The 16611-nt window shown below is 71.0% G+C and carries 18 protein-coding genes and 1 tRNA gene; 5 read left to right on the top strand and 14 right to left on the bottom strand.

Features of this window, described 5'->3' with window-relative positions; translation table 11 throughout:
- Window positions 1-3: 3 nt before the first annotated feature.
- From pth to ACQBAS_RS10745, 3 genes are all read right to left on the bottom strand, one after another.
- Window positions 4-609: an aminoacyl-tRNA hydrolase gene (gene pth / locus ACQBAS_RS10735; protein ID WP_427383795.1), complete on the bottom strand. Its 606-nt coding sequence runs from the start codon at window positions 607-609 to the stop codon at window positions 4-6.
- A gap of 71 nt (window positions 610-680) precedes the next feature.
- Complete coding sequence (locus ACQBAS_RS10740) at window positions 681-1379, bottom strand: 50S ribosomal protein L25/general stress protein Ctc (RefSeq protein WP_427383796.1); 699 nt, start codon at window positions 1377-1379, stop codon at window positions 681-683.
- Window positions 1380-1630: 251 nt separating this feature from the next.
- A complete protein-coding gene (locus ACQBAS_RS10745) occupies window positions 1631-2701 on the bottom strand; it encodes an EamA family transporter (RefSeq protein WP_427383797.1) in 1071 nt (356 codons plus the stop codon).
- 127 nt (window positions 2702-2828) lie between these two features.
- Between ACQBAS_RS10745 and ACQBAS_RS10750 the strand changes: the two genes are divergently transcribed.
- Window positions 2829-3398: a CGNR zinc finger domain-containing protein gene (locus ACQBAS_RS10750; protein WP_427383798.1), complete on the top strand. Its 570-nt coding sequence runs from the start codon at window positions 2829-2831 to the stop codon at window positions 3396-3398.
- A 43-nt stretch (window positions 3399-3441) separates the two neighbouring features.
- Here the strand turns inward: ACQBAS_RS10750 and ACQBAS_RS10755 are convergent, their stop codons facing one another.
- Both ACQBAS_RS10755 and glmU read right to left on the bottom strand, forming a co-directional pair.
- Window positions 3442-4422, bottom strand: coding sequence for a ribose-phosphate diphosphokinase (locus tag ACQBAS_RS10755; protein WP_427383799.1), 981 nt, complete (start codon window positions 4420-4422; stop codon window positions 3442-3444).
- Entirely contained in the window at window positions 4419-5897 is a 1479-nt protein-coding gene (gene glmU, locus ACQBAS_RS10760; RefSeq protein ID WP_427383800.1) for a bifunctional UDP-N-acetylglucosamine diphosphorylase/glucosamine-1-phosphate N-acetyltransferase GlmU, read from the bottom strand. Before glmU ends, ACQBAS_RS10755 begins: the two co-directional genes overlap by 4 nt.
- 284 nt (window positions 5898-6181) lie before the next feature.
- Between glmU and ACQBAS_RS10765 the strand changes: the two genes are divergently transcribed.
- Window positions 6182-6260: transfer RNA gene (locus tag ACQBAS_RS10765), tRNA-Gln, on the top strand.
- A 226-nt stretch (window positions 6261-6486) separates the two neighbouring features.
- A complete protein-coding gene (locus ACQBAS_RS10770; protein WP_427385630.1) occupies window positions 6487-7107 on the top strand; it encodes a TetR family transcriptional regulator in 621 nt (206 codons plus the stop codon).
- 2 nt (window positions 7108-7109) lie between these two features.
- Here the strand turns inward: ACQBAS_RS10770 and ACQBAS_RS10775 are convergent, their stop codons facing one another.
- Both ACQBAS_RS10775 and ACQBAS_RS10780 read right to left on the bottom strand, forming a co-directional pair.
- A complete protein-coding gene (locus ACQBAS_RS10775) occupies window positions 7110-7505 on the bottom strand; it encodes a VOC family protein (RefSeq protein ID WP_427383801.1) in 396 nt (131 codons plus the stop codon).
- A 9-nt stretch (window positions 7506-7514) separates the two neighbouring features.
- Window positions 7515-8318 carry a methyltransferase domain-containing protein gene (locus tag ACQBAS_RS10780; protein ID WP_427383802.1) on the bottom strand — a complete coding sequence of 268 codons (804 nt, stop codon included), beginning with the start codon at window positions 8316-8318 and terminating at the stop codon, window positions 7515-7517.
- Window positions 8319-8386: 68 nt separating this feature from the next.
- Here ACQBAS_RS10780 and ACQBAS_RS10785 point away from each other — a divergent pair, with 68 nt between their 5' ends.
- Window positions 8387-8911 carry a MarR family winged helix-turn-helix transcriptional regulator gene (locus ACQBAS_RS10785; protein WP_427383803.1) on the top strand — a complete coding sequence of 175 codons (525 nt, stop codon included), beginning with the start codon at window positions 8387-8389 and terminating at the stop codon, window positions 8909-8911.
- A gap of 21 nt (window positions 8912-8932) precedes the next feature.
- On the opposite strand, the gene ACQBAS_RS10790 is transcribed toward ACQBAS_RS10785, so the two are convergent.
- From ACQBAS_RS10790 to ACQBAS_RS10800, 3 genes are all read right to left on the bottom strand, one after another.
- On the bottom strand, window positions 8933-10744 hold the full coding sequence (locus ACQBAS_RS10790; protein ID WP_427383804.1) for an ABC-F family ATP-binding cassette domain-containing protein: 1812 nt from the start codon (window positions 10742-10744) through the stop codon (window positions 8933-8935).
- Window positions 10744-11688 (bottom strand): 4-(cytidine 5'-diphospho)-2-C-methyl-D-erythritol kinase, encoded by a 945-nt coding sequence (locus ACQBAS_RS10795; protein WP_427383805.1) that lies wholly within the window; start codon window positions 11686-11688, stop codon window positions 10744-10746. Before ACQBAS_RS10795 ends, ACQBAS_RS10790 begins: the two co-directional genes overlap by 1 nt.
- 81 nt (window positions 11689-11769) lie before the next feature.
- Complete coding sequence (locus ACQBAS_RS10800) at window positions 11770-12387, bottom strand: DUF6230 family protein (protein WP_427383806.1); 618 nt, start codon at window positions 12385-12387, stop codon at window positions 11770-11772.
- 31 nt (window positions 12388-12418) lie between these two features.
- On the opposite strand from ACQBAS_RS10800, the gene lepB reads away from it, so the two are divergent.
- Entirely contained in the window at window positions 12419-13042 is a 624-nt protein-coding gene (lepB, locus tag ACQBAS_RS10805) for a signal peptidase I (RefSeq protein ID WP_427383807.1), read from the top strand.
- Between the two features lie 18 nt (window positions 13043-13060).
- On the opposite strand, the gene ACQBAS_RS10810 is transcribed toward lepB, so the two are convergent.
- From ACQBAS_RS10810 to ACQBAS_RS10825, 4 genes are all read right to left on the bottom strand, one after another.
- The gene (locus tag ACQBAS_RS10810; RefSeq protein WP_427383808.1) at window positions 13061-13696 is read right to left on the bottom strand and encodes a hypothetical protein; all 636 of its coding nucleotides are present in this window, start codon (window positions 13694-13696) and stop codon (window positions 13061-13063) included.
- Window position 13697: 1 nt separating this feature from the next.
- Entirely contained in the window at window positions 13698-14354 is a 657-nt protein-coding gene (locus ACQBAS_RS10815) for a TetR family transcriptional regulator (RefSeq protein WP_427383809.1), read from the bottom strand.
- A gap of 50 nt (window positions 14355-14404) precedes the next feature.
- Entirely contained in the window at window positions 14405-15292 is an 888-nt protein-coding gene (gene rsmA / locus ACQBAS_RS10820; RefSeq protein ID WP_427383810.1) for a 16S rRNA (adenine(1518)-N(6)/adenine(1519)-N(6))-dimethyltransferase RsmA, read from the bottom strand.
- A gap of 72 nt (window positions 15293-15364) precedes the next feature.
- Window positions 15365-16561 carry a transglycosylase family protein gene (locus ACQBAS_RS10825; protein WP_427383811.1) on the bottom strand — a complete coding sequence of 399 codons (1197 nt, stop codon included), beginning with the start codon at window positions 16559-16561 and terminating at the stop codon, window positions 15365-15367.
- Window positions 16562-16611 lie beyond the last annotated feature (50 nt).

Below are 16611 nucleotides of genomic sequence, written 5' to 3' on the forward strand. Positions count from 1 at the left end.
GGGTCAGGCCGGGGCGTGCCAGGTCTGCTGCGCCGCGAGCAGGCCCTGCGTCACGAGCTGCTCGACCGCGTCGGCGGCGTCGGAGAGGAGGAAGCTCAGCTCCTTCTTCTCCACCGTCGAGAAGTCCTTGAGCACGAAGTCGGCCGCGTCCATCCGGCCCGGCGGACGGCCGACACCCACGCGCACCCGGAGGTAGTCCTTCGTTCCCAACGAGCTGCTGATCGACCGCAGACCGTTGTGGCCCCCTTCGCCGCCGCCCTGCTTGAGGCGCACCTGCGCGAAGGGGATGTCCAACTCGTCGTGGACGACGATGACCTGCTCCGGCGGCACGGAGAAGAAGGAGGCGAGGGCCTTGACCTGGCCGCCCGAGACGTTCATGTACGAGGTCGGCACGGCGATGATCGCCCGCGGGCCAGGCCCGCCGCCCGGGGCGGAGCCCAGCCGGACGCTGTCCGCGGTCGCGCCGGACTTGTGCCGACGCAGGGTGCCCGAGGTCCGGGAGGCCAGCTCCGCCACGACCATCGCGCCGACGTTGTGCCGGTTGCCGGCGTACTGCGGCCCGGGGTTGCCGAGACCGACGACGAGCCAGGTGTCGGTCGATGCACTCATGGGGCCAGATTATGCCGCGAAGGCCCGGTCCGAGTCGGACCGGGCCCTCGCGTCGAGCGGGGTGGTGAGGATCAGGCCTCGGACTTCTCGCCCTCGGCGTCGCCCTCGGACTCGCCCTCGGCGGAGTCGCCCTCGGACTCGCCCTCGGCGTCGCCCTCGCCCTCGGGGGCGTCGTGCTCGATGCCGGCCTCGGCCTCGGCCTCGGCGAGCTCGGCGTCCAGCGCCTCCTGCGAGACCTGCTGGGTGATGTTGACGACGAGGGTGCCCTCGTCGACCGCGAGGACGGAGCCTGCGGGCAGCGTGACCTCGCTGGCGAGGATCTGCGTGCCGGCCTCGAGGCCCTCGACGGAGACGATGAGGGACTCGGGGATCGCGGTGGCCTCGACCTCGAGGAGCAGCGTCTGGGCGTCGACGGTGACGATGGTCTCGGCAGCGGCCTCGCCCTCGACGTGGACCGGGACGTCGACGGTGACCTTCTCGCCCTTGCGGACGACGACGAGGTCGACGTGCTCGATGACCGGCTTGATCGGGTCGCGCTGGACGTCCTTGGCGAGAGCAAGCTGCTCCTCGCCGTCGATGACGATGGTGAGGAGGGCGTTGGCGTGCTTCAGCGCCAGCATGGCGTCGTGGCCCGGCAGGGTGATGTGCTGCGGCTCGGCGCCGTGGCCGTACATGACCGCGGGGATCTTGTGGTCGCGGCGGATGCGGCGGGCAGCGCCCTTGCCGAACTCGGTGCGCTTCTCGGCCTCGAGGCGAAGGTTGTCGGACACGGTGCAACTCCTGGGATGTCGAGTGGCCCTCGTCGCAACGTCGGCGGCGTGGACCGGATCGGGGGGATGGTCGGGACTGCGGTGGGCCTCGACGCGGGGCGCGGCACGAACGGAGGAGACGTCGGGCGCGTGTCGACGGACACCACCGCGTCGAATCACGGATCACTGCGACCATGCAGCGTCCCTCGCCGAGGCAACTCGCCAATGCTACCCGAGTGCCGGGGGTCCACGAAATCGCCCGAGGGCGGCCCTCAGCGGGTGGCGGTGGCCGTCCGGTCGGGCTCGTCGACACCGTCCCCGTCCACGCCATCGCCCTCCCCGCGACCGCTGTCCACACCCAGCCCTTCGACACCCTCGAAGCCGTCACGCGTCGCGGCCCGCCCCCGCCGCGCGTCGTCGAGCTGGACGGCGATGACGCCCGCGACGATGAGCACTCCCCCGAGCAGTTGCACGGGTCCGAGCACCTCCCCGAGCAGGAGCCACGCGATGAGGATGGCGAAGAGGACTTCGGTCAGCCCGACGAAGCTCGCCACGGTGGAGCCGAGCGCCCGTGCCGCGGCGATGCCCGTCACGTAGGCGATGGCCGCTGCGACGACGACAAGTTCGGCGATGGCCGCCCACCAGGGGATCTCCCGCCCGGCGACGAATGCGACGTCGGCACCTCGCTCGAGCGGCAGGACCCCGACGGCGCCCGCGAGCAGCAGCAGGAGGGCGCCGACGGTCAGGCCACCGCCGGCCAGGGCGAGCGGAGGCAGGTCACGCTCGCCGTCGTCGTGGCCCGCCACGAGGAAGAAGATGACGAGACCGACGGCCGCGGTCAGGCCCCAGAGGACGCCGACGAGGTCGAGGCGCACTCCCCCGAGGACGTCGAGGACGAGCACGAGGCCGACGAGGCTGAGCACGACTCCGGCGATCGTCAGCGGCCGCGGCGCACGTCCGTGACGCAGCCACACCCACCCGACGATCATCACCGGCGCGAGGTACTCGAGCAGCAGTGCGACCCCGACGGAAAGGTGGTCGACGGCATTGAAGTAGGCCAGCTGGCAGCCCGCGACCGCCGCGCCGCCGTAGAGGACGACCTTCGGCAGGTTGTGCGGCAGCAGGTGCCAGCGCCCACGCATGACCAGCAGGGTCGGGACGAGGAGCACGAGGGCGGCGCCGGTGATGCGCATCGTGACGATGGCGCCGGAGGACCAGCCCGTGACGAGGAGGGACTTGGCGAAGGTGCCCGAGCTGCCGAACGTCGCGGCCGAGATGAGCGCGATGACGAGTCCGGCACCGAGTCGTCGGTCGATCTGGTGGGCGGCGGCCTCGGTCGACATCGGGACTCCTCGCGAGCGGGTGGGGTGGTCAGTGGTGCGGAGCGCGAGCCGCGCGGAACCAACTGTCATGACCAAACTGTGATTACACTCCTGACGATAGGACGTTCCCCCGTCAGGAGTCAATGTGATGTTTGCCCATGACACGAAGGTCGCCCTCGCGGGCGCAGCCGCGCTCGTCAACACGCGCTCCTGGCCCGGATCGAGCGACACCGACGAGACCGCCGGCACCCACCGCGAGGACCTGGCGACGATCGAGCAGCTGCGCGCCTTCATGACCGGGTGGCGCTGGACCGGCGCCGGCCCTCGGACTGCCGCTGACGTCGCGGCCGTGCGCGACCTTCGTCCGCGGTTGCGAGCCCTCTGGGACGCGGACGTCGACACCGTCGTCCGCGAGGTCAACGCCCTGTTGCGGGAGCACGAGGCCCTCCCCCAGCTCGTCACCCACGGGGAGTTCGGGTGGCACCTGCACGCCACGCCGTCCGGGGCGCCCGTCGCTGCCCGGATGGCCGTCGAGGCCGCCATGGCCCTGATCGACCTCATCCGCGTCGACGAACTCGACCGCCTGCGGGTGTGCGCGGCGGACGACTGCGCCAACGTCGTCGTCGACCTCTCCCGCAACCGGTCCCGCCGATTCTGCGAGGACGGCTGCGGCAACCGCGCCAACGTCGCCGCCTATCGCGAACGGCGCCGTCACTGACCCGCTCGGGCAGTGACGGCGCCGTTCGGCGTCGATCAGGCGATCAGGCGTGACCGCCGAAGAGGCTCGTCACCGACCCGTCCTCGAAGACCTCCTTGATCGCGCGCGAGATGAGCGGCGCGATCGAAAGGACGGTGAGCTTGTCGAGGCTGTCCGGGTCCGCGATCGGCAGCGTGTTCGTCACGACGACCTCGCGGGCGGAGCACGCCGCGAGGCGCTCCATGGCGGGGCCGGAGAGGATCGCGTGGGTGGCGGCGATGATGACGCCCGCGGCGCCGTCCGCCATGAGCGCGTCAGCCGCCTTCGTGATCGTGCCGCCGGTGTCGATCATGTCGTCGACGAGCACGCAGATCCGGCCCTTGACCTCACCGACGACCCGGTTGGCCACGGTCTCGTTGGCGCGGGTGATGTCGCGGGTCTTGTGGATGAAGGCGAGGGGGACGCCGCCGAGGCGGTTGGACCACTGCTCGGCGACCTTGATCCGACCCGCGTCCGGGGAGACGACGGCGAGGTCCTCGTGCCCGTACTTCTCCTTGATGTAGTCGCTGAGGATCGGGATGGCCATGAGGTGGTCGACCGGACCGTCGAAGAAACCCTGGATCTGGTCGGTGTGCAGGTCGATCGCCATGAGGCGGTCGGCGCCGGCGACCTTGAACATGTCGGCAACGAGGCGGGCCGAGATCGGCTCGCGGCCGCGGTGCTTCTTGTCCTGGCGCGCGTAACCGTAGAAGGGCAGGACGACCGTGATCCGCTTGGCCGAGGCGCGCTTGAGCGCGTCGACCATGATCAGGTGCTCCATGATCGCCTCGTTGATCGGCGCCGCGTGGCTCTGGATGACGAAGGCGTCGCACCCGCGCACCGACTCCTCGTAGCGCACGTAGATCTCGCCGTTGGCGAAGTCGTAGGCGGAGCTCGGCACGAGGTGGATGCCCAGCTCGGAGGCGACCTCCTCCGCGAGGGGCGTGTTGCACCGCCCCCCGAAGACCATGAGGTTCTTCTCGGTGGTCTTGAGGATGCCGGTCATGCGTTGTCCTTCGTGTCGGTGGTGCCCTGGGTGGTGCTTCCCGCGTCGGCGTAACCCGCAGCGCGGGCGGCCTCGTCCGTCTTCGTGCCGGCCCGGCGGCGCGCGACCCAGTGGTCGATGTTGCGCTGCTTGCCACGGGCCACGGCGAGCTGGCCCGGCCCGACCTCGCCGGTGATCGTCGAGCCGGCCGCGACGTACGCACCGTCGGCGATGGACACCGGCGCGACGAGGACGGACTGGCTGCCGACGAAGCTCTGCGCGCCGACGACCGTCTGCCCCTTCGTCACGCCGTCGTAGTTGGCGAAGATCGTGCCCGCCCCGATGTTGGCGCCCTCGCCGATGACGGCGTCACCGCAGTAGGTGAGGTGGGGCACCTTCGCCCCGTCGCCGATCTTGGCGTTCTTCGTCTCGACGAAGCCGCCGATCTTGCCGCCGGCGCCGAGCTCGGTGCCGGGCCGCAGGTAGGAGTACGGGCCGACGCTCGCGCCGGCGCCGATGACGGCGTGGTGGGCCTCGGCGCGGCGGACCTCCGCGTCCTCGCCGACCTCCGTCGCCTCGAGCGTGACCTCCGGGCCGATGACGGCCCGCGCGCCGACGACCGAGGGGCCGAGGATCTGGGTGCCCGGCAGGATCGTGACGTCCCTACCGAAGGTCGCGTCGACGTCGATCCACGTCGAGGCGGGGTCGACGATGGTCACGCCCTCGCGCATCCACTTCTCGCACATGCGCCGGTTGAGCTCGGCGCCCAGGCGTGCGAGCTGGACGCGGTCGTTGATGCCCTCGGTCTGCCACAGGTCCTCGAGCAGGTGCGCGCTGACGCGGCGGCCCGCGGCGCGGGCAATGCCGAGGACGTCGGTGAGGTACTTCTCGCCCTGCGCGTTGTCGGTGGCGACCTGGGCGAGCGCCTCGCGCAGCACGGTGACGTCGAAGGCGTAGATCCCGGAGTTGATCTCCGTGATCGCCTTCTCCTCCTCGGTGGCGTCCTTGAACTCGACGATGCGCTCGACCGAGCCATCGGCGTCGCGCACGATGCGGCCGTAGGAGAGGGCGTCGTCGAGCTGCGAGGTGACAACCGTGACGGCTGCACCCGTGGACTCGTGCTCGCGGGTCAGCGCCACGAGGGTCTCCCCCGTCAGGAGCGGCACGTCGCCCATCGTCACGAGGACGGTGCCGGTGAGGTCGGCGGGGAGGACATCGAGGCCGCACTCGGTGGCGCGGCCGGTCCCCTTCACCTCGTCCTGGTCGGCGATGAGGGCAGCCGGGTCGATCTCGGTGACGTGCGGCGCCACGAGCTCGCGCTTGTGGCGGACGACGACGGAGAGGTGCTCGGCCCCGACCTCGCGGGCGGCGGCGATGGCGTGGCCGACGAGCGAACGCCCGCCGATGCGGTGCAGGACCTTGGGGGTGTCCGACTTCATCCGGGTCCCCTCGCCAGCGGCGAGGATGATGACGGCGGCGGGGCGGGGGGTGCTCACGCGGTGGTCTCCAGGGGGGTGGGCGACGTTCGTGCAGGCCGGTCGGCTGCCGCCATGCTACCGACGTCGCGGGGTGGCGACCTCACCGTCGAGGCACGGGTGGGGGTCGAGTGGCCACGATCACGCGGCGGCCGACCCCGCGCGCCAGTGGCGCACTCTTTGGTCAGTGGCACACCGTCAACCGTGTGCTGCTGGCCAAAACGTGTGCCACTGCAGGGGCGAAGGCGGCCTGCCCGGCCCTCCCGCGCCGTGGACTACCCTTACCCGTGCCCTCAAGGGGGCGTTCCCCGGTTGGTCTGCCGGCAGGGCCCGCCTGACTTTGAATCAGGACAAGCGACGCAGGTTCGACTCCTGCCCGGGGAGCGGAGCGACCCGGGCTGGAGTCGGGAGACGGCCGAACGTCAGTGAGGCGGTCGGTGCCCTGCCCGGGGAGCGGAGCGACCCGGGCTGGAGTCGGGAGGCGGCCGAACGTCAGTGAGGCGGTCGGTGCCCTGCCCGGGGAGCGGAGCGACCCGGGCTGGAGTCGGGAGACTCACGGCACAATGGGGCGGTGACCGCCTCGCCCCGCAAACGCCCCACCCGCGCACGGATGACGGGGCACGACCGGCGCGAGCAACTCGTCACCATCGCGCGGGCCCTCTTCGCCGAGCGCGGTTTCGAGGGCACGAGCGTCGAGGAGATCGCCGCCACGGCTGGGGTTTCCAAGCCGGTCGTCTACGAGCACTTCGGCGGCAAGGAAGGCCTCTACGCCGTCGTCGTCGACCGTGAGATCGCGGCCCTGACGTCCAGCGTCACGGCAGCCCTGACGAACGAGGGCACCAGCCGCCAGCTCATCGAACGCGCGGCCCTCGCGCTGCTCGACTACATCGACGGGTCGACGGAGGGCTTCCGGATCCTCGTGCGCGACTCCCCGCCCGGCCACGCGACGGGCTCCTTCGCGAGCCTGATCTCCGACGTGACGACCCAGGTCGAGCACATCCTCGTGGACGTCTTCGAGCGCAAGGGCCTCGACTCGGAAGCCGCGCCCATGTATGCGCAGATGCTCGTCGGGATGGTCGCCATGACCGGTCAGTGGTGGCTCGACTCGCGCCCCTTCGCGAAGGAGGTCGTCGCGGCCCACGTCGTGAACCTCGCCTGGCATGGCCTGACCGGCATCGAGGTGCAGCCGACCCTGTCGACGGATCCGGCGTCACCCGACCCGACGGCCTGACGTCAGCCGAGCAGCGCGCCGACCTGCTGCCGCTCGGGGTCGTCCTGCTGGAGCTCGAGCCGGTTGCCGACCGGGTCATCGGTGTGGAATCGCCGCACGCCGGGGACGTTCTCGTCCCACCGGACCTCGGCACCCGCCTTCGCGACGGCCTCGGCCATGGCCTCGATGTCGGCGACGAGCAGGCACGGGTGCGCCTTGCGGGCGGGCACGAAGGGGTCCTCGACCCCGCAGTGGAGCTCCTGTGCGCCGGCGGCGAACCACACCCCGCCGCGCGCGGCCAGGGCTGGCGGCTTGGGGAGCTCGTCGAGCCCGAGGACGTCGCCATAGAAGGCGCGCATCACGTCCTCCGACCCGGCGGGACAGGCGATCTGCACGTGGTGCATCCCGAGCACGGTCATGGTTGCGCCTCAGGCCTTCTTCTGCGCGACGGCAAAGACGCGCCGGAAGGGGAGCAGCACGCCGGCTGCACTCCGCGGGTAGGCCTGGGCGATCTTCGCGCCGTAGTCGGCCAGGAAGGCCTCGCGCTCGGCGGGGTCGGTGAGCACCTCGATGATGGGTCGCAGACCCGTGCCGCTGACCCACTCGAGCACGGGGTTCTCCTGCTCTCCGGCGGCGTCGAGCACGTGCAGGTACGTCGTCTCCCAGACGTTGATGTCCGCACCCAACCGGGCCAGGAGCTGTGCATAGGTGGCCGGTTCGCCGGCGCCGAATCGCTTGGTCGCGGCCTCGAGCTCGCCGCGACGGGGGTGGCGCGTGGCCGCCTCGCGCATGAGGGCGTGCGTCGGGGCCTCGAAGTTGCCCGGCACCTGCATGGCGAACCAACCGCCCGGGGCGAGCGCGGCGAACCAGGCCTCGATGAGGGGCAGGTGTCCCGGCACCCACTGGAGCGTGGCGTTGGTGAGGATGACGTCCGGCATCGCCCCCAGGCTGGCGACGTCCCAATCGGCCAGATCGGCCTGCACCCATTCGATGCGACCTTCGGTGTCGAGGCTGCGCGCCGCCTCGAGCATCTCCGGCGAGGAGTCGACGCCGACGATCCGAGCCTGCGGCCAGCGCTCCGCCAGGCCGAGCGTCAGCGGCCCGTTGCCGCAGCCGAGGTCGACCACGAGCTGCGGCTCCTGCGCGTGCACCTGCCTCAGCAGATCGACGAAGGGGCGCGCCCGCTCACCCGCGAAGCGTCCGTACTGCTCGGGATCCCACGTCGCGCTCATGTCGCTCTCCCTCTGTCCGGTCAAGTATCTTGATGTCAAGATACTTGATGGAGAGTAGCCTTGTCAGCATGTCTCCCCAACCACGTCCTGCCGACGATGTCGATGTCGATGACGTCGACCGTATCGTCTCGGCATGGCGCCGGGAGCGCCCCGATCTCGATGTCTCCCCCCTCGCCGTGCTGTCCCGCGTCTCCCGGCTGGCACGCCGCCTCGATCAGGCGCGCGGGGCGACCTTCGGAGAACACTCCCTCGACGGCTGGGAGTTCGACGTCCTCTCGGCCCTGCGCCGAGCCGGCCGACCCTACGAACTCTCCCCCGGCCAACTCGTCACGGAGACCCTCGTGACGAGCGGCACGATGACCAACCGGATCGATCGCCTCGAGCGGCGGGGGTTCGTCGCGCGCCGGCCCTCGCCCACCGATCGGCGCGGCGTCATCGTCCGTCTCACCCCCGCGGGGCGGAAGGCGGTCGACGCCGCCCTCGAGGCGCTGCTCGATGCCGAACGCGCCATCCTCGAAGGACTGCCCGACCGGGATCGCGACGACCTCGCCGGCCTGCTGCGTCACCTGCTCGCGACGGTCGAGGCCCCCTGACGGGGCCGGGCGATCCGGGCCTCAGCCCACGATCTCCGCGGCCTCCAGCCACTCCAACTCGAGCACCTCGCGCTCGTCGATGACGCCACGCAGCTGACCGTTGAGTTCGAGCGCCTTCGCGTGGTCCGCGGAGGCCTCGGCCATGGCGACGTGCAGGCGCTCCTCCTTCTCCGCGAGGCGCTGCAACTGACGCTCGATCCGCGACATGGCCTTGCGGGCCTCGCGCACGTCGGTCGCCGAGTGCCGGTCGGCCGCCGGAGCCGGCGCGGACGAACGTGCCGACGGGGCCGACGCGCCGCTCGCGGGCGACTGCCCCGCGCGCAACTGCAGGTACTGGTCGACGCCGCCGGGCAGATCCCGCACGCGCCCGTCCCCGAGCAGGGCGACCTGCCGGTCACAGATGCGCTCGAGCAGGTAGCGGTCGTGCGAGACGACGAGGAGGGTGCCCGCCCAGCCGTCGAGGACGTCCTCCAGCTGCGTGAGCGTCTCGATGTCGAGGTCGTTGGTCGGCTCGTCGAGCAGGAGGACGTTCGGCTCCGCCATGAGCAGTCGGAGGATCTGGAGACGGCGCAGCTCGCCACCGGAGAGGTCCCCGACCCGGCTCTGCTGGCGACCACCGCTGAAGCCCAGCCGCTTGGCGAGCTGGGACGCGCTGGTCTCCTTCCCGTCGAGCACCGTCATCTGCTTGACGTCCTCGACGGCCTCGATGACGCGCCACTGCGTCTTCGTCGCGAGTTCGCGGACCTCCTGGCTGAGGTAGGCGATCTCGACCGTGACGCCCTGCTTCCGAGTGCCCGACGTCAGCGGCAGCTCGCCGGCGAGGACCCGCAGCAGCGTCGACTTGCCGGCGCCATTGACGCCGACGATCCCGACGCGCTCGCCGGGGGCCAGCTGCCACGTGATCCGGTCGAGGAGCGTGCGGCCGCCCAACTCGACGGTCGCGTCGTGCAGGTCGATGACGTCCTTGCCCAGGCGGGTCGACGCGAACCTCATGAGGGCCACGTCGTCGCGCGGCGGCGGTTCGGCCTCGATGAGGGCGTTGGCCGCCTCGATCCGGAACTTCGGCTTGCTCGTACGGGCCGGGGCGCCGCGGCGCAGCCACGCGAGCTCCTTGCGGAGCAGGTTGTTGCGGCGCTCGGCGGTGACCGCGGCGACCCGCTCGCGCTCCGCCTTCGCGAGAACGAAGGCGGCGTACCCGCCTTCGTAGGCCTCGACGCGGCCATCGACAACCTCCCAGGTCCACGTCGCGACGGCGTCGAGGAACCACCGGTCGTGGGTGATGACGACGAGGGCGTTGTCCGGGCGGGCCCGGTGGCGCACGAGGTGCTCGGCCAGCCAGGCGACGCCCTCGACGTCGAGGTGGTTGGTGGGTTCGTCGAGCATGAGCACGTCGGGGTCGGCGACCAGGACCTTGGCCAGCGCGACGCGGCGGCGCTCACCGCCGGACTTCGGGCCGATGACCTCGTCGAGGCGCTCCGGTGCGGCGGCGACGTCGATGTCCAGCAGGCCGTGCAGCACGTCCCGGATCCGGGCGTCGGAGGCCCAGACGTGCTCGGCAATGTCGCCCAGCACCTCCTGCCGGACGGTGGCCTCGGGGTCGAGGATGTCCGTCTGCGCGAGCATGCCGATGGTCGCGCCGCCGGCCGTCGTGATCCGCCCGGAGTCGAGGGTGTGGACGCCGCCCAGGACCTTGAGGAGGCTCGACTTGCCACCACCGTTGCGGCCGACGACGCCGATCCGCGCGCCGGTGTTGACTCCGAGCGAGACCTCGTCGAGGACGTGCGTGGTGCCGAGCGTCAGGGTGGCGCGCTCGACGGAGATGAGGTTGGCCACTAGGAGATCCGCGGGGCCGTGAGGAGGTGCGCCCCGTGCACGGGCCCGGTGGCGCGCAGGACGTCGTGGGCCACGCCGGACGCGGTGAGGGCGACGGCGAGATCGATGGCCGACTCGGCGCCGGCGGTGAGGAAGGCGACCGTGGGCCCGGAGCCGGACACGAGACCACCGAGCGCCCCGAAGCCGAGGCCCGCCTCGAGGACGGTTGCGAGGTCGGGGCGCAGGGCCAGCGCTGCGGGCTGCAGGTCGTTGGTGAAGGCCCTGGCGAGGGCGGTGGCGTCACCGCTGCGCAGGGCGCTCATCATGGCCGGGCTGGGCTCGGGGTCGGCGGGCGTCGTCCCCGCCTCCGCGTGCAGCCGATCGAACTCCCCGTAGACGGCCGGGGTGGACAGTCCCGCCCCCTTCGCGGGGACGAAGACCCAGTGGAAGCGTCCGCGCGCGAGCACGGGGGCGAGCAACTCGCCCCGGCCGGAACCGATCGCCGTGCCGCCGTGGAGGAGGAAGGGGACGTCACTGCCCAACTCGGCAGCCAGCTCGAGAAGCTCCTCGCGCGGCGTGCCGAGGCCCCACAGATGGTCGCAGGCGATGAGCGTGGCCGCAGCATCCGCGGAACCTCCGGCCATCCCGCCGGCGACGGGGATGTCCTTGCGGATGCTGACGTGGACCGGCTCGTCGAGTCCGGCGTGGGCCGCCAGCAGGCGGGCGGCCCGCAGGGCGATGTTGGTCTCGTCGGTGGGCACCGCGGCGGCGTCCCGCCCGGAAACGGTGACGCCCCAGTCGTCGTCCGCATCGACGGTCACGTCGTCGTGGATGCTCACGGCCTGGAAGGCGGTCGACAGGGCGTGGTAGCCGTCCTCGCGGGCCGGTCCGACGAGGAGCTCGAGGTTGACCTTGGCCGGGACGCGCACCGTCACCGCGGGCGGGGTCTCCATGGCCGACGACATGCGATCACCCTAGTGGGGCCGTCCGAATCCCCGAACCGAGCACCCACGCCCCGAGATCCCACCCAGAGGATCAGGCTCGGGTTACTTGGGGAGGGCAGTGCTCTTGCAGCCGGTCGACCCGGCGACGACCTGGATGGAGAGTCCGGGCATGGAGAAGGGGCCACCGATGACGAGGTCGTAGACGTCCGCGGTGAAGTTGTAGATCGTGCCCTTGTCGGCGTCGATGCCGTACCAGCCGATCGTGTCCGCGACCTCGAGCGGGTTGCGGTCCGCCACGCCCCCCGTGGCCGTGGTCGTGATGTCGTCACCGGAGACGCCCATCAGGACTCGGCCATCGAAGACGATGCCGTTGCCGGCCGACCCGGTCTGGGCGGCGGCGCGGAGGTTGGTGACGTCGAGGACGGCGTTCTTGCCGGCGATCTCGTAGGTCCCGAGGGTGCCGTCGCCGCCGCGCAGGAAGATGGTGAAGGCCGCCCCGCCGACGGTCTGCGTCTGCGACAGGCAGAGCCCGTCGAGCTTCCCGTCCGCCAGGCCGGCGCGCACCACGTACTTCGTGTCCGTCGTCGTCCCCGACCCCGTGCTGCGGGTCGTCGTCGCCATGCCGAGACCGACGTCGCTGCCCTCGAGGCCGCTCGAGGCGAGCTGCGCAAGGCGACCACGGCGCCGACGCAGCAGGCCATCATTCAGCCAACACTTCATCCACCTGACCCTCCCCGATCCGAAGGCAGTCATGACTCTCCCCCGCAGCGACTCCGGCTCCACCACCCTGCGCGTCATCGGCTGGGTGCTCACCATCGTCGTCATGGTCGCCATCCTCATCCCCGTCGTGGCGCTGACCTTCTCCGTCCAGGTCACCGGCAAGAGCATGGAACCCACCCTCCACGAGCAGGACCGCCTCCTGGCGAACATGCTCGCGAAGGGGGACGTGCAGCGCTTCGATCTCGTCGAGGCCCGCCTCGAGGGTGGTGGGCTCGCGGTCAAGCGCGTCATCGGCCTGCCCGGAGACAAGCTCGCCGTGAGCACGGTCAAGGGAGACACCCCCACCGTGCGCCTCATCCCCGCCGGCACCACGCAGGAGCACCGCGTCGAGAACCCCGTCTGGACCGGTCAGGTCGGCGAACGCACAAAGGCGTGCTGCGACAAGAACGGGACGGCCACGGGCAAGGTCGGCTGGGTGACGGTCCCCGCCGGTCAGTACTGGGTGCTCGGGGACAACTGGGGCGGCTCCGACGACTCGCGCAAGTACGGCTTCGTGCCCGCCACCGACATCGGCGCCACCCTCAACATGCGCCTGCTGCCCCTGGGCAGCTTCGGCACGGTCGCGCACGAGGCACGCCTCGTCCCCGTCGACTGACGACGACGCAGGTCCGGCTCAGCCAACCTTCACGATCTTGCACGGGTTGGCGTCGTTGGGACACTGCGACACCTCCTCGACCCAGCGGTGCACGCGGGTCGATCGGTCGGTGCCGTTGGCGGGCTTCGCGTAGTAGACGACGTACTGCCCAGCCCAGTACGTCTTGCGCGCGGCCTCGAGGGCCGGGTCGGTGAAGACCGGAGTGTCCAACTGGAGCCAGTCCCTCGCCTTCGGGTACGAGCCGAACCACACGACGTAGAGCACGCCCGAGCGCTCCGTCGCCTCCTTGTCGAGGACGTTCGTGATGACACCCTGGACCTGGTTGGCCTTGAGGTCGGGCACCGTCACGACCTGCTCGAGGCGCTTGCGGTACTCGGTGTCCGACGCGAAGGGGCTCCCGCCGTGCATTTCGCCGCGGTCCTGACGGAGCTCGAGACCCCAGTCCACGCCCGTGTTGGTCTCGAGTCGTTCGATGTTGAGCACGGGCGTGACGGCGATGGGCCGACTCTTGTCCACGATCACGACCTTCTCGAAGGGGTCGTTGCCAAGGCCGAGGTCGGCGACCTTCTCCGAAGCCCTCGCTCCGCCGACACCGACGACGACGCCGGCGAGGAAGCCGGCGAGGATCTTGAGCGGGACAGGGGTGGTGGCCATGTCAGCTCGCCGAATCGACGACGCGAGCGGCCGCAGCCCCCCGGTTGACCGGCTTGAGAACGGCCTTCGACATGGTGACGATCCCCTCGATGACGTCGACGCGCGGGCGGTCGCTGGGCATCAGGATCTCGCTCAGGCTCAGGCGCACGACGAAGTCGATCATCTGCTCGGTCCGGTCGATGTCCCGGGCAGGCCAGCGGTCGGTGAACGCCTTGAGCAGCATCTGCCGGGCCGGCAGGAGGACGACCTCGGGTCGGACCGTGAGGATCGGCAGGAGGGAACCACCCTCGCCAGCCCGTGCGTCGCTGAGCATGCGCTGGATGATCGGGTGGTTGCCAGCCGCGTCGAAGAGCCAGTTGAGGGTGTCACTCAGTGCGGTCGTGATGTTCGGCGCCCGGCCGGTGATGTCGACGATGCCCGCGACGAACGTCCCGATCTCGGCCTCGAAGAGGGCCCGCGCGAGATCGTCCTTCGCCCCGAACTCGTTGTAGACGGTCTGTCGGCTCACGCCAACGTCGTCCGCAATGTCGGAAATCCGGATGGCCGACCAGTCGACCTTGGCGGCGCGTTTGCGGGCGGCTTCCAGGATCGACGCACGCATCATCTCGTGCATCTTCGATCGGAAGCTGCCCTCGCCGAGCAGGCCATCGGATGTCATGCCAACAGACTTTACAACCACGCGATCGCGTCAAGCACCTCGGTTGGCCATCACAGCGCGTCTCGCGCGGCGGCCACTCCAGCGAACTGGGTGACGTCGAGCCGCTCCCCCCGAGTGCGGGGATCGATGCCCGCGGCGATCAGGCAGGCCTCCGCCCGCTCGGCCGACCCCGCCCACCCGGCGAGCGCCGCCCGGAGCGTCTTGCGCCGCTGCGCGAACGCCGCGTCGATGCAGGCGAAGGTCGCCTCGCGCGTGGCCGCGGTCGCCGGCGGCTCGCGGCGGACGAAGGAGACGAGGCCGGAGTCGACGTTGGGTACCGGCCAGAAGATGCTGCGCGACACCGTGCCGGCGAGGCGGACGTCGGAGTACCAGGCCGCCTTCACGCTGGGCACTCCGTAGGTCTTGCTCCCAGGCCGGGCAGCGAGCCGCTCGGCAACCTCGAGCTGGACCATGACGAGGACACGCTCGAGGCTGGGGAAGAGCTCGAGGAAGCGAAGGACGACCGGCACCGAGACGTTGTAGGGCAGGTTCGCGACGAGCGCCGTCGGCGCCGGGCCGGGCAGCTCCGTCACCGTCATGGCGTCGGCCTGAATGATGTCGAGGCGCTCGCTCGCGAGCGGAGCCCGCACCGCCACCGTCTCGGGCAGCGCCGCCGCCAGCGCGGGGTCGACCTCGATCACCGTGAGGTGACCGACGACCTCGAGGAGGGCGAGCGTCAGGGATCCGAGGCCGGGACCGACCTCGACGACGGCGTCCTCCGGGCCCACTCCGGCCACCCGCACGATCCGCTGGACGGTGTTGGCGTCGACGACGAAGTTCTGGCCCCACTGCTTCGTCGGGCGCACGCCCAGGCGGTCGGCGAGCTCGCGGATCTGCGCGGCCCCGAGCAGACGAACGCCCCGGTCGTCGACCGGGGCGGGCTCGGGGGCGTCAGTCATGGGGAGAACTGTAAGCGAGCCGGCGACCGACCCCGGAGGGAAGGTCGCCGGCTCGCTTACGGCGTCGCGGGATCAGGCCGCGTGCGCGCAGCCCCACGGCTGCAGGCCGCGGTCGGCGTAGACGCGGTTGGCCACGGTGATCTGCTCCTCGCGGCTGGCGAGGTCGGCGCGCGGGGCGAAGTCCCCACCACCGGCACCGAGCCAGGTCTGGATGTCGAACTGGAGGCCGCCGTAGTAGCCGTTGCCCGAGTTGATCGACCAGTTGCCGGTCGACTCACACTGGGCGATGCGGTCCCACATCGCGGCGTTCGCGAGGTTGAGGCCGCTGCCGCTCGACGTGGAGGTCGAGCTGGGGGTCGGCGCCGAGGTCGTGCTGGACGAGGACGAGGACGAGGACGAGCTCGTGGGGCTCGGCTCCGGCGTCGCGACCGGACGCTGCTTCGTGCCCTGGGCGACGACCTGCGTCACCGGCTGAGCCGTGACGCGGGACCCGATGACCCAGCGGCTCGACTCGCTGCCGTTCTTGTGGGCGACGCGGTAGGTGACCACCTTCGTGCCGGGCTTGCCCTGCGTGACGACCTTCGTCTGGCCCTCCCACAGCGAGGCGGAGGAGGTCGTGCGGGTGCTGAAGGGGATCGACGTCGAGACGTTGACCGTGTCCTTCGTGACGCGGGTGATGTGGATGCTCATGCCGTTCTTCACCTTCGCCCAGATGCCGGGCTTGAGGGTGTCGTCGGCGTCGGGCAGCTTGACCCCGAGGTCCTCGAGGGCGCCCTTGACGTTGATGGCGTTCGTGGTGCCCGAGGTCTTCGCGCCACCGGCAAAGATGGTGACCTTCTTGGGCGTGCTCATGGTGAGCGAGAGTCCGCTGCGACCGAGCGAGGCGGAACGGGACGCGGAGAGCTCGGCGTCCTGGGCGCGCAGACCGAGGTCGCGCAGCGCCTGACCGACGGTCGTGGCCGTGGTCCAGTAGGTCTTCTTCTGCCCGTCGACGGTGACGACGAGCTTGCGGCCGTAGCGAACGACGATCTTGTCGCCGTCCTCGACCTCTTCGCCGACGCCCGGGACGACGACGTCGTGCTGGCCGACGGAGATGCCCTGCTTCTCGAGGACGTCACCGACGGTGCCACCGAAGGCGTGCACGGTCGTGGTCTTGCCATCGACGGCCACGGCGACGGACTTGTCTGCCATGGCGACGCCGGACACGCCGAGGACGAGGGCGCCGACGACGCCGGTCTGCGCGGCGCGGCGGATGAGGGTGGTGCTCATGGGGCTCCAAGCTTAGGAATTCCCGGGCATCGGTGAAGGCGGCGCAGACC

The sequence above is a fragment of the Janibacter zhaoxuefangae genome (genome assembly GCF_050271985.1).
In the GTDB taxonomy this organism is placed as follows: Bacteria; Actinomycetota; Actinomycetes; order Actinomycetales; family Dermatophilaceae.

Coding starts and splice junctions, on each gene's coding strand:
- ACQBAS_RS10775 (WP_427383801.1), bottom strand. CDS start 7,505: ATGACCGTGCTCGGGATGCACCACGTGCAGATCGCCTGTCCCGCCGGG.
- ACQBAS_RS10815 (WP_427383809.1), bottom strand. CDS start 14,354: ATGACATCCGATGGCCTGCTCGGCGAGGGCAGCTTCCGATCGAAGATG.
- ACQBAS_RS10780 (WP_427383802.1), bottom strand. CDS start 8,318: ATGAGCGCGACGTGGGATCCCGAGCAGTACGGACGCTTCGCGGGTGAG.
- pth (WP_427383795.1), bottom strand. CDS start 609: ATGAGTGCATCGACCGACACCTGGCTCGTCGTCGGTCTCGGCAACCCC.
- ACQBAS_RS10755 (WP_427383799.1), bottom strand. CDS start 4,422: ATGACCGGCATCCTCAAGACCACCGAGAAGAACCTCATGGTCTTCGGG.
- rsmA (WP_427383810.1), bottom strand. CDS start 15,292: ATGACTGACGCCCCCGAGCCCGCCCCGGTCGACGACCGGGGCGTTCGT.
- ACQBAS_RS10770 (WP_427385630.1), top strand. CDS start 6,487: ATGACGGGGCACGACCGGCGCGAGCAACTCGTCACCATCGCGCGGGCC.
- ACQBAS_RS10745 (WP_427383797.1), bottom strand. CDS start 2,701: ATGTCGACCGAGGCCGCCGCCCACCAGATCGACCGACGACTCGGTGCC.
- ACQBAS_RS10810 (WP_427383808.1), bottom strand. CDS start 13,696: ATGGCCACCACCCCTGTCCCGCTCAAGATCCTCGCCGGCTTCCTCGCC.
- ACQBAS_RS10750 (WP_427383798.1), top strand. CDS start 2,829: ATGTTTGCCCATGACACGAAGGTCGCCCTCGCGGGCGCAGCCGCGCTC.
- ACQBAS_RS10795 (WP_427383805.1), bottom strand. CDS start 11,688: ATGTCGTCGGCCATGGAGACCCCGCCCGCGGTGACGGTGCGCGTCCCG.
- ACQBAS_RS10825 (WP_427383811.1), bottom strand. CDS start 16,561: ATGAGCACCACCCTCATCCGCCGCGCCGCGCAGACCGGCGTCGTCGGC.
- ACQBAS_RS10785 (WP_427383803.1), top strand. CDS start 8,387: ATGTCTCCCCAACCACGTCCTGCCGACGATGTCGATGTCGATGACGTC.
- ACQBAS_RS10800 (WP_427383806.1), bottom strand. CDS start 12,387: ATGAAGTGTTGGCTGAATGATGGCCTGCTGCGTCGGCGCCGTGGTCGC.
- lepB (WP_427383807.1), top strand. CDS start 12,419: ATGACTCTCCCCCGCAGCGACTCCGGCTCCACCACCCTGCGCGTCATC.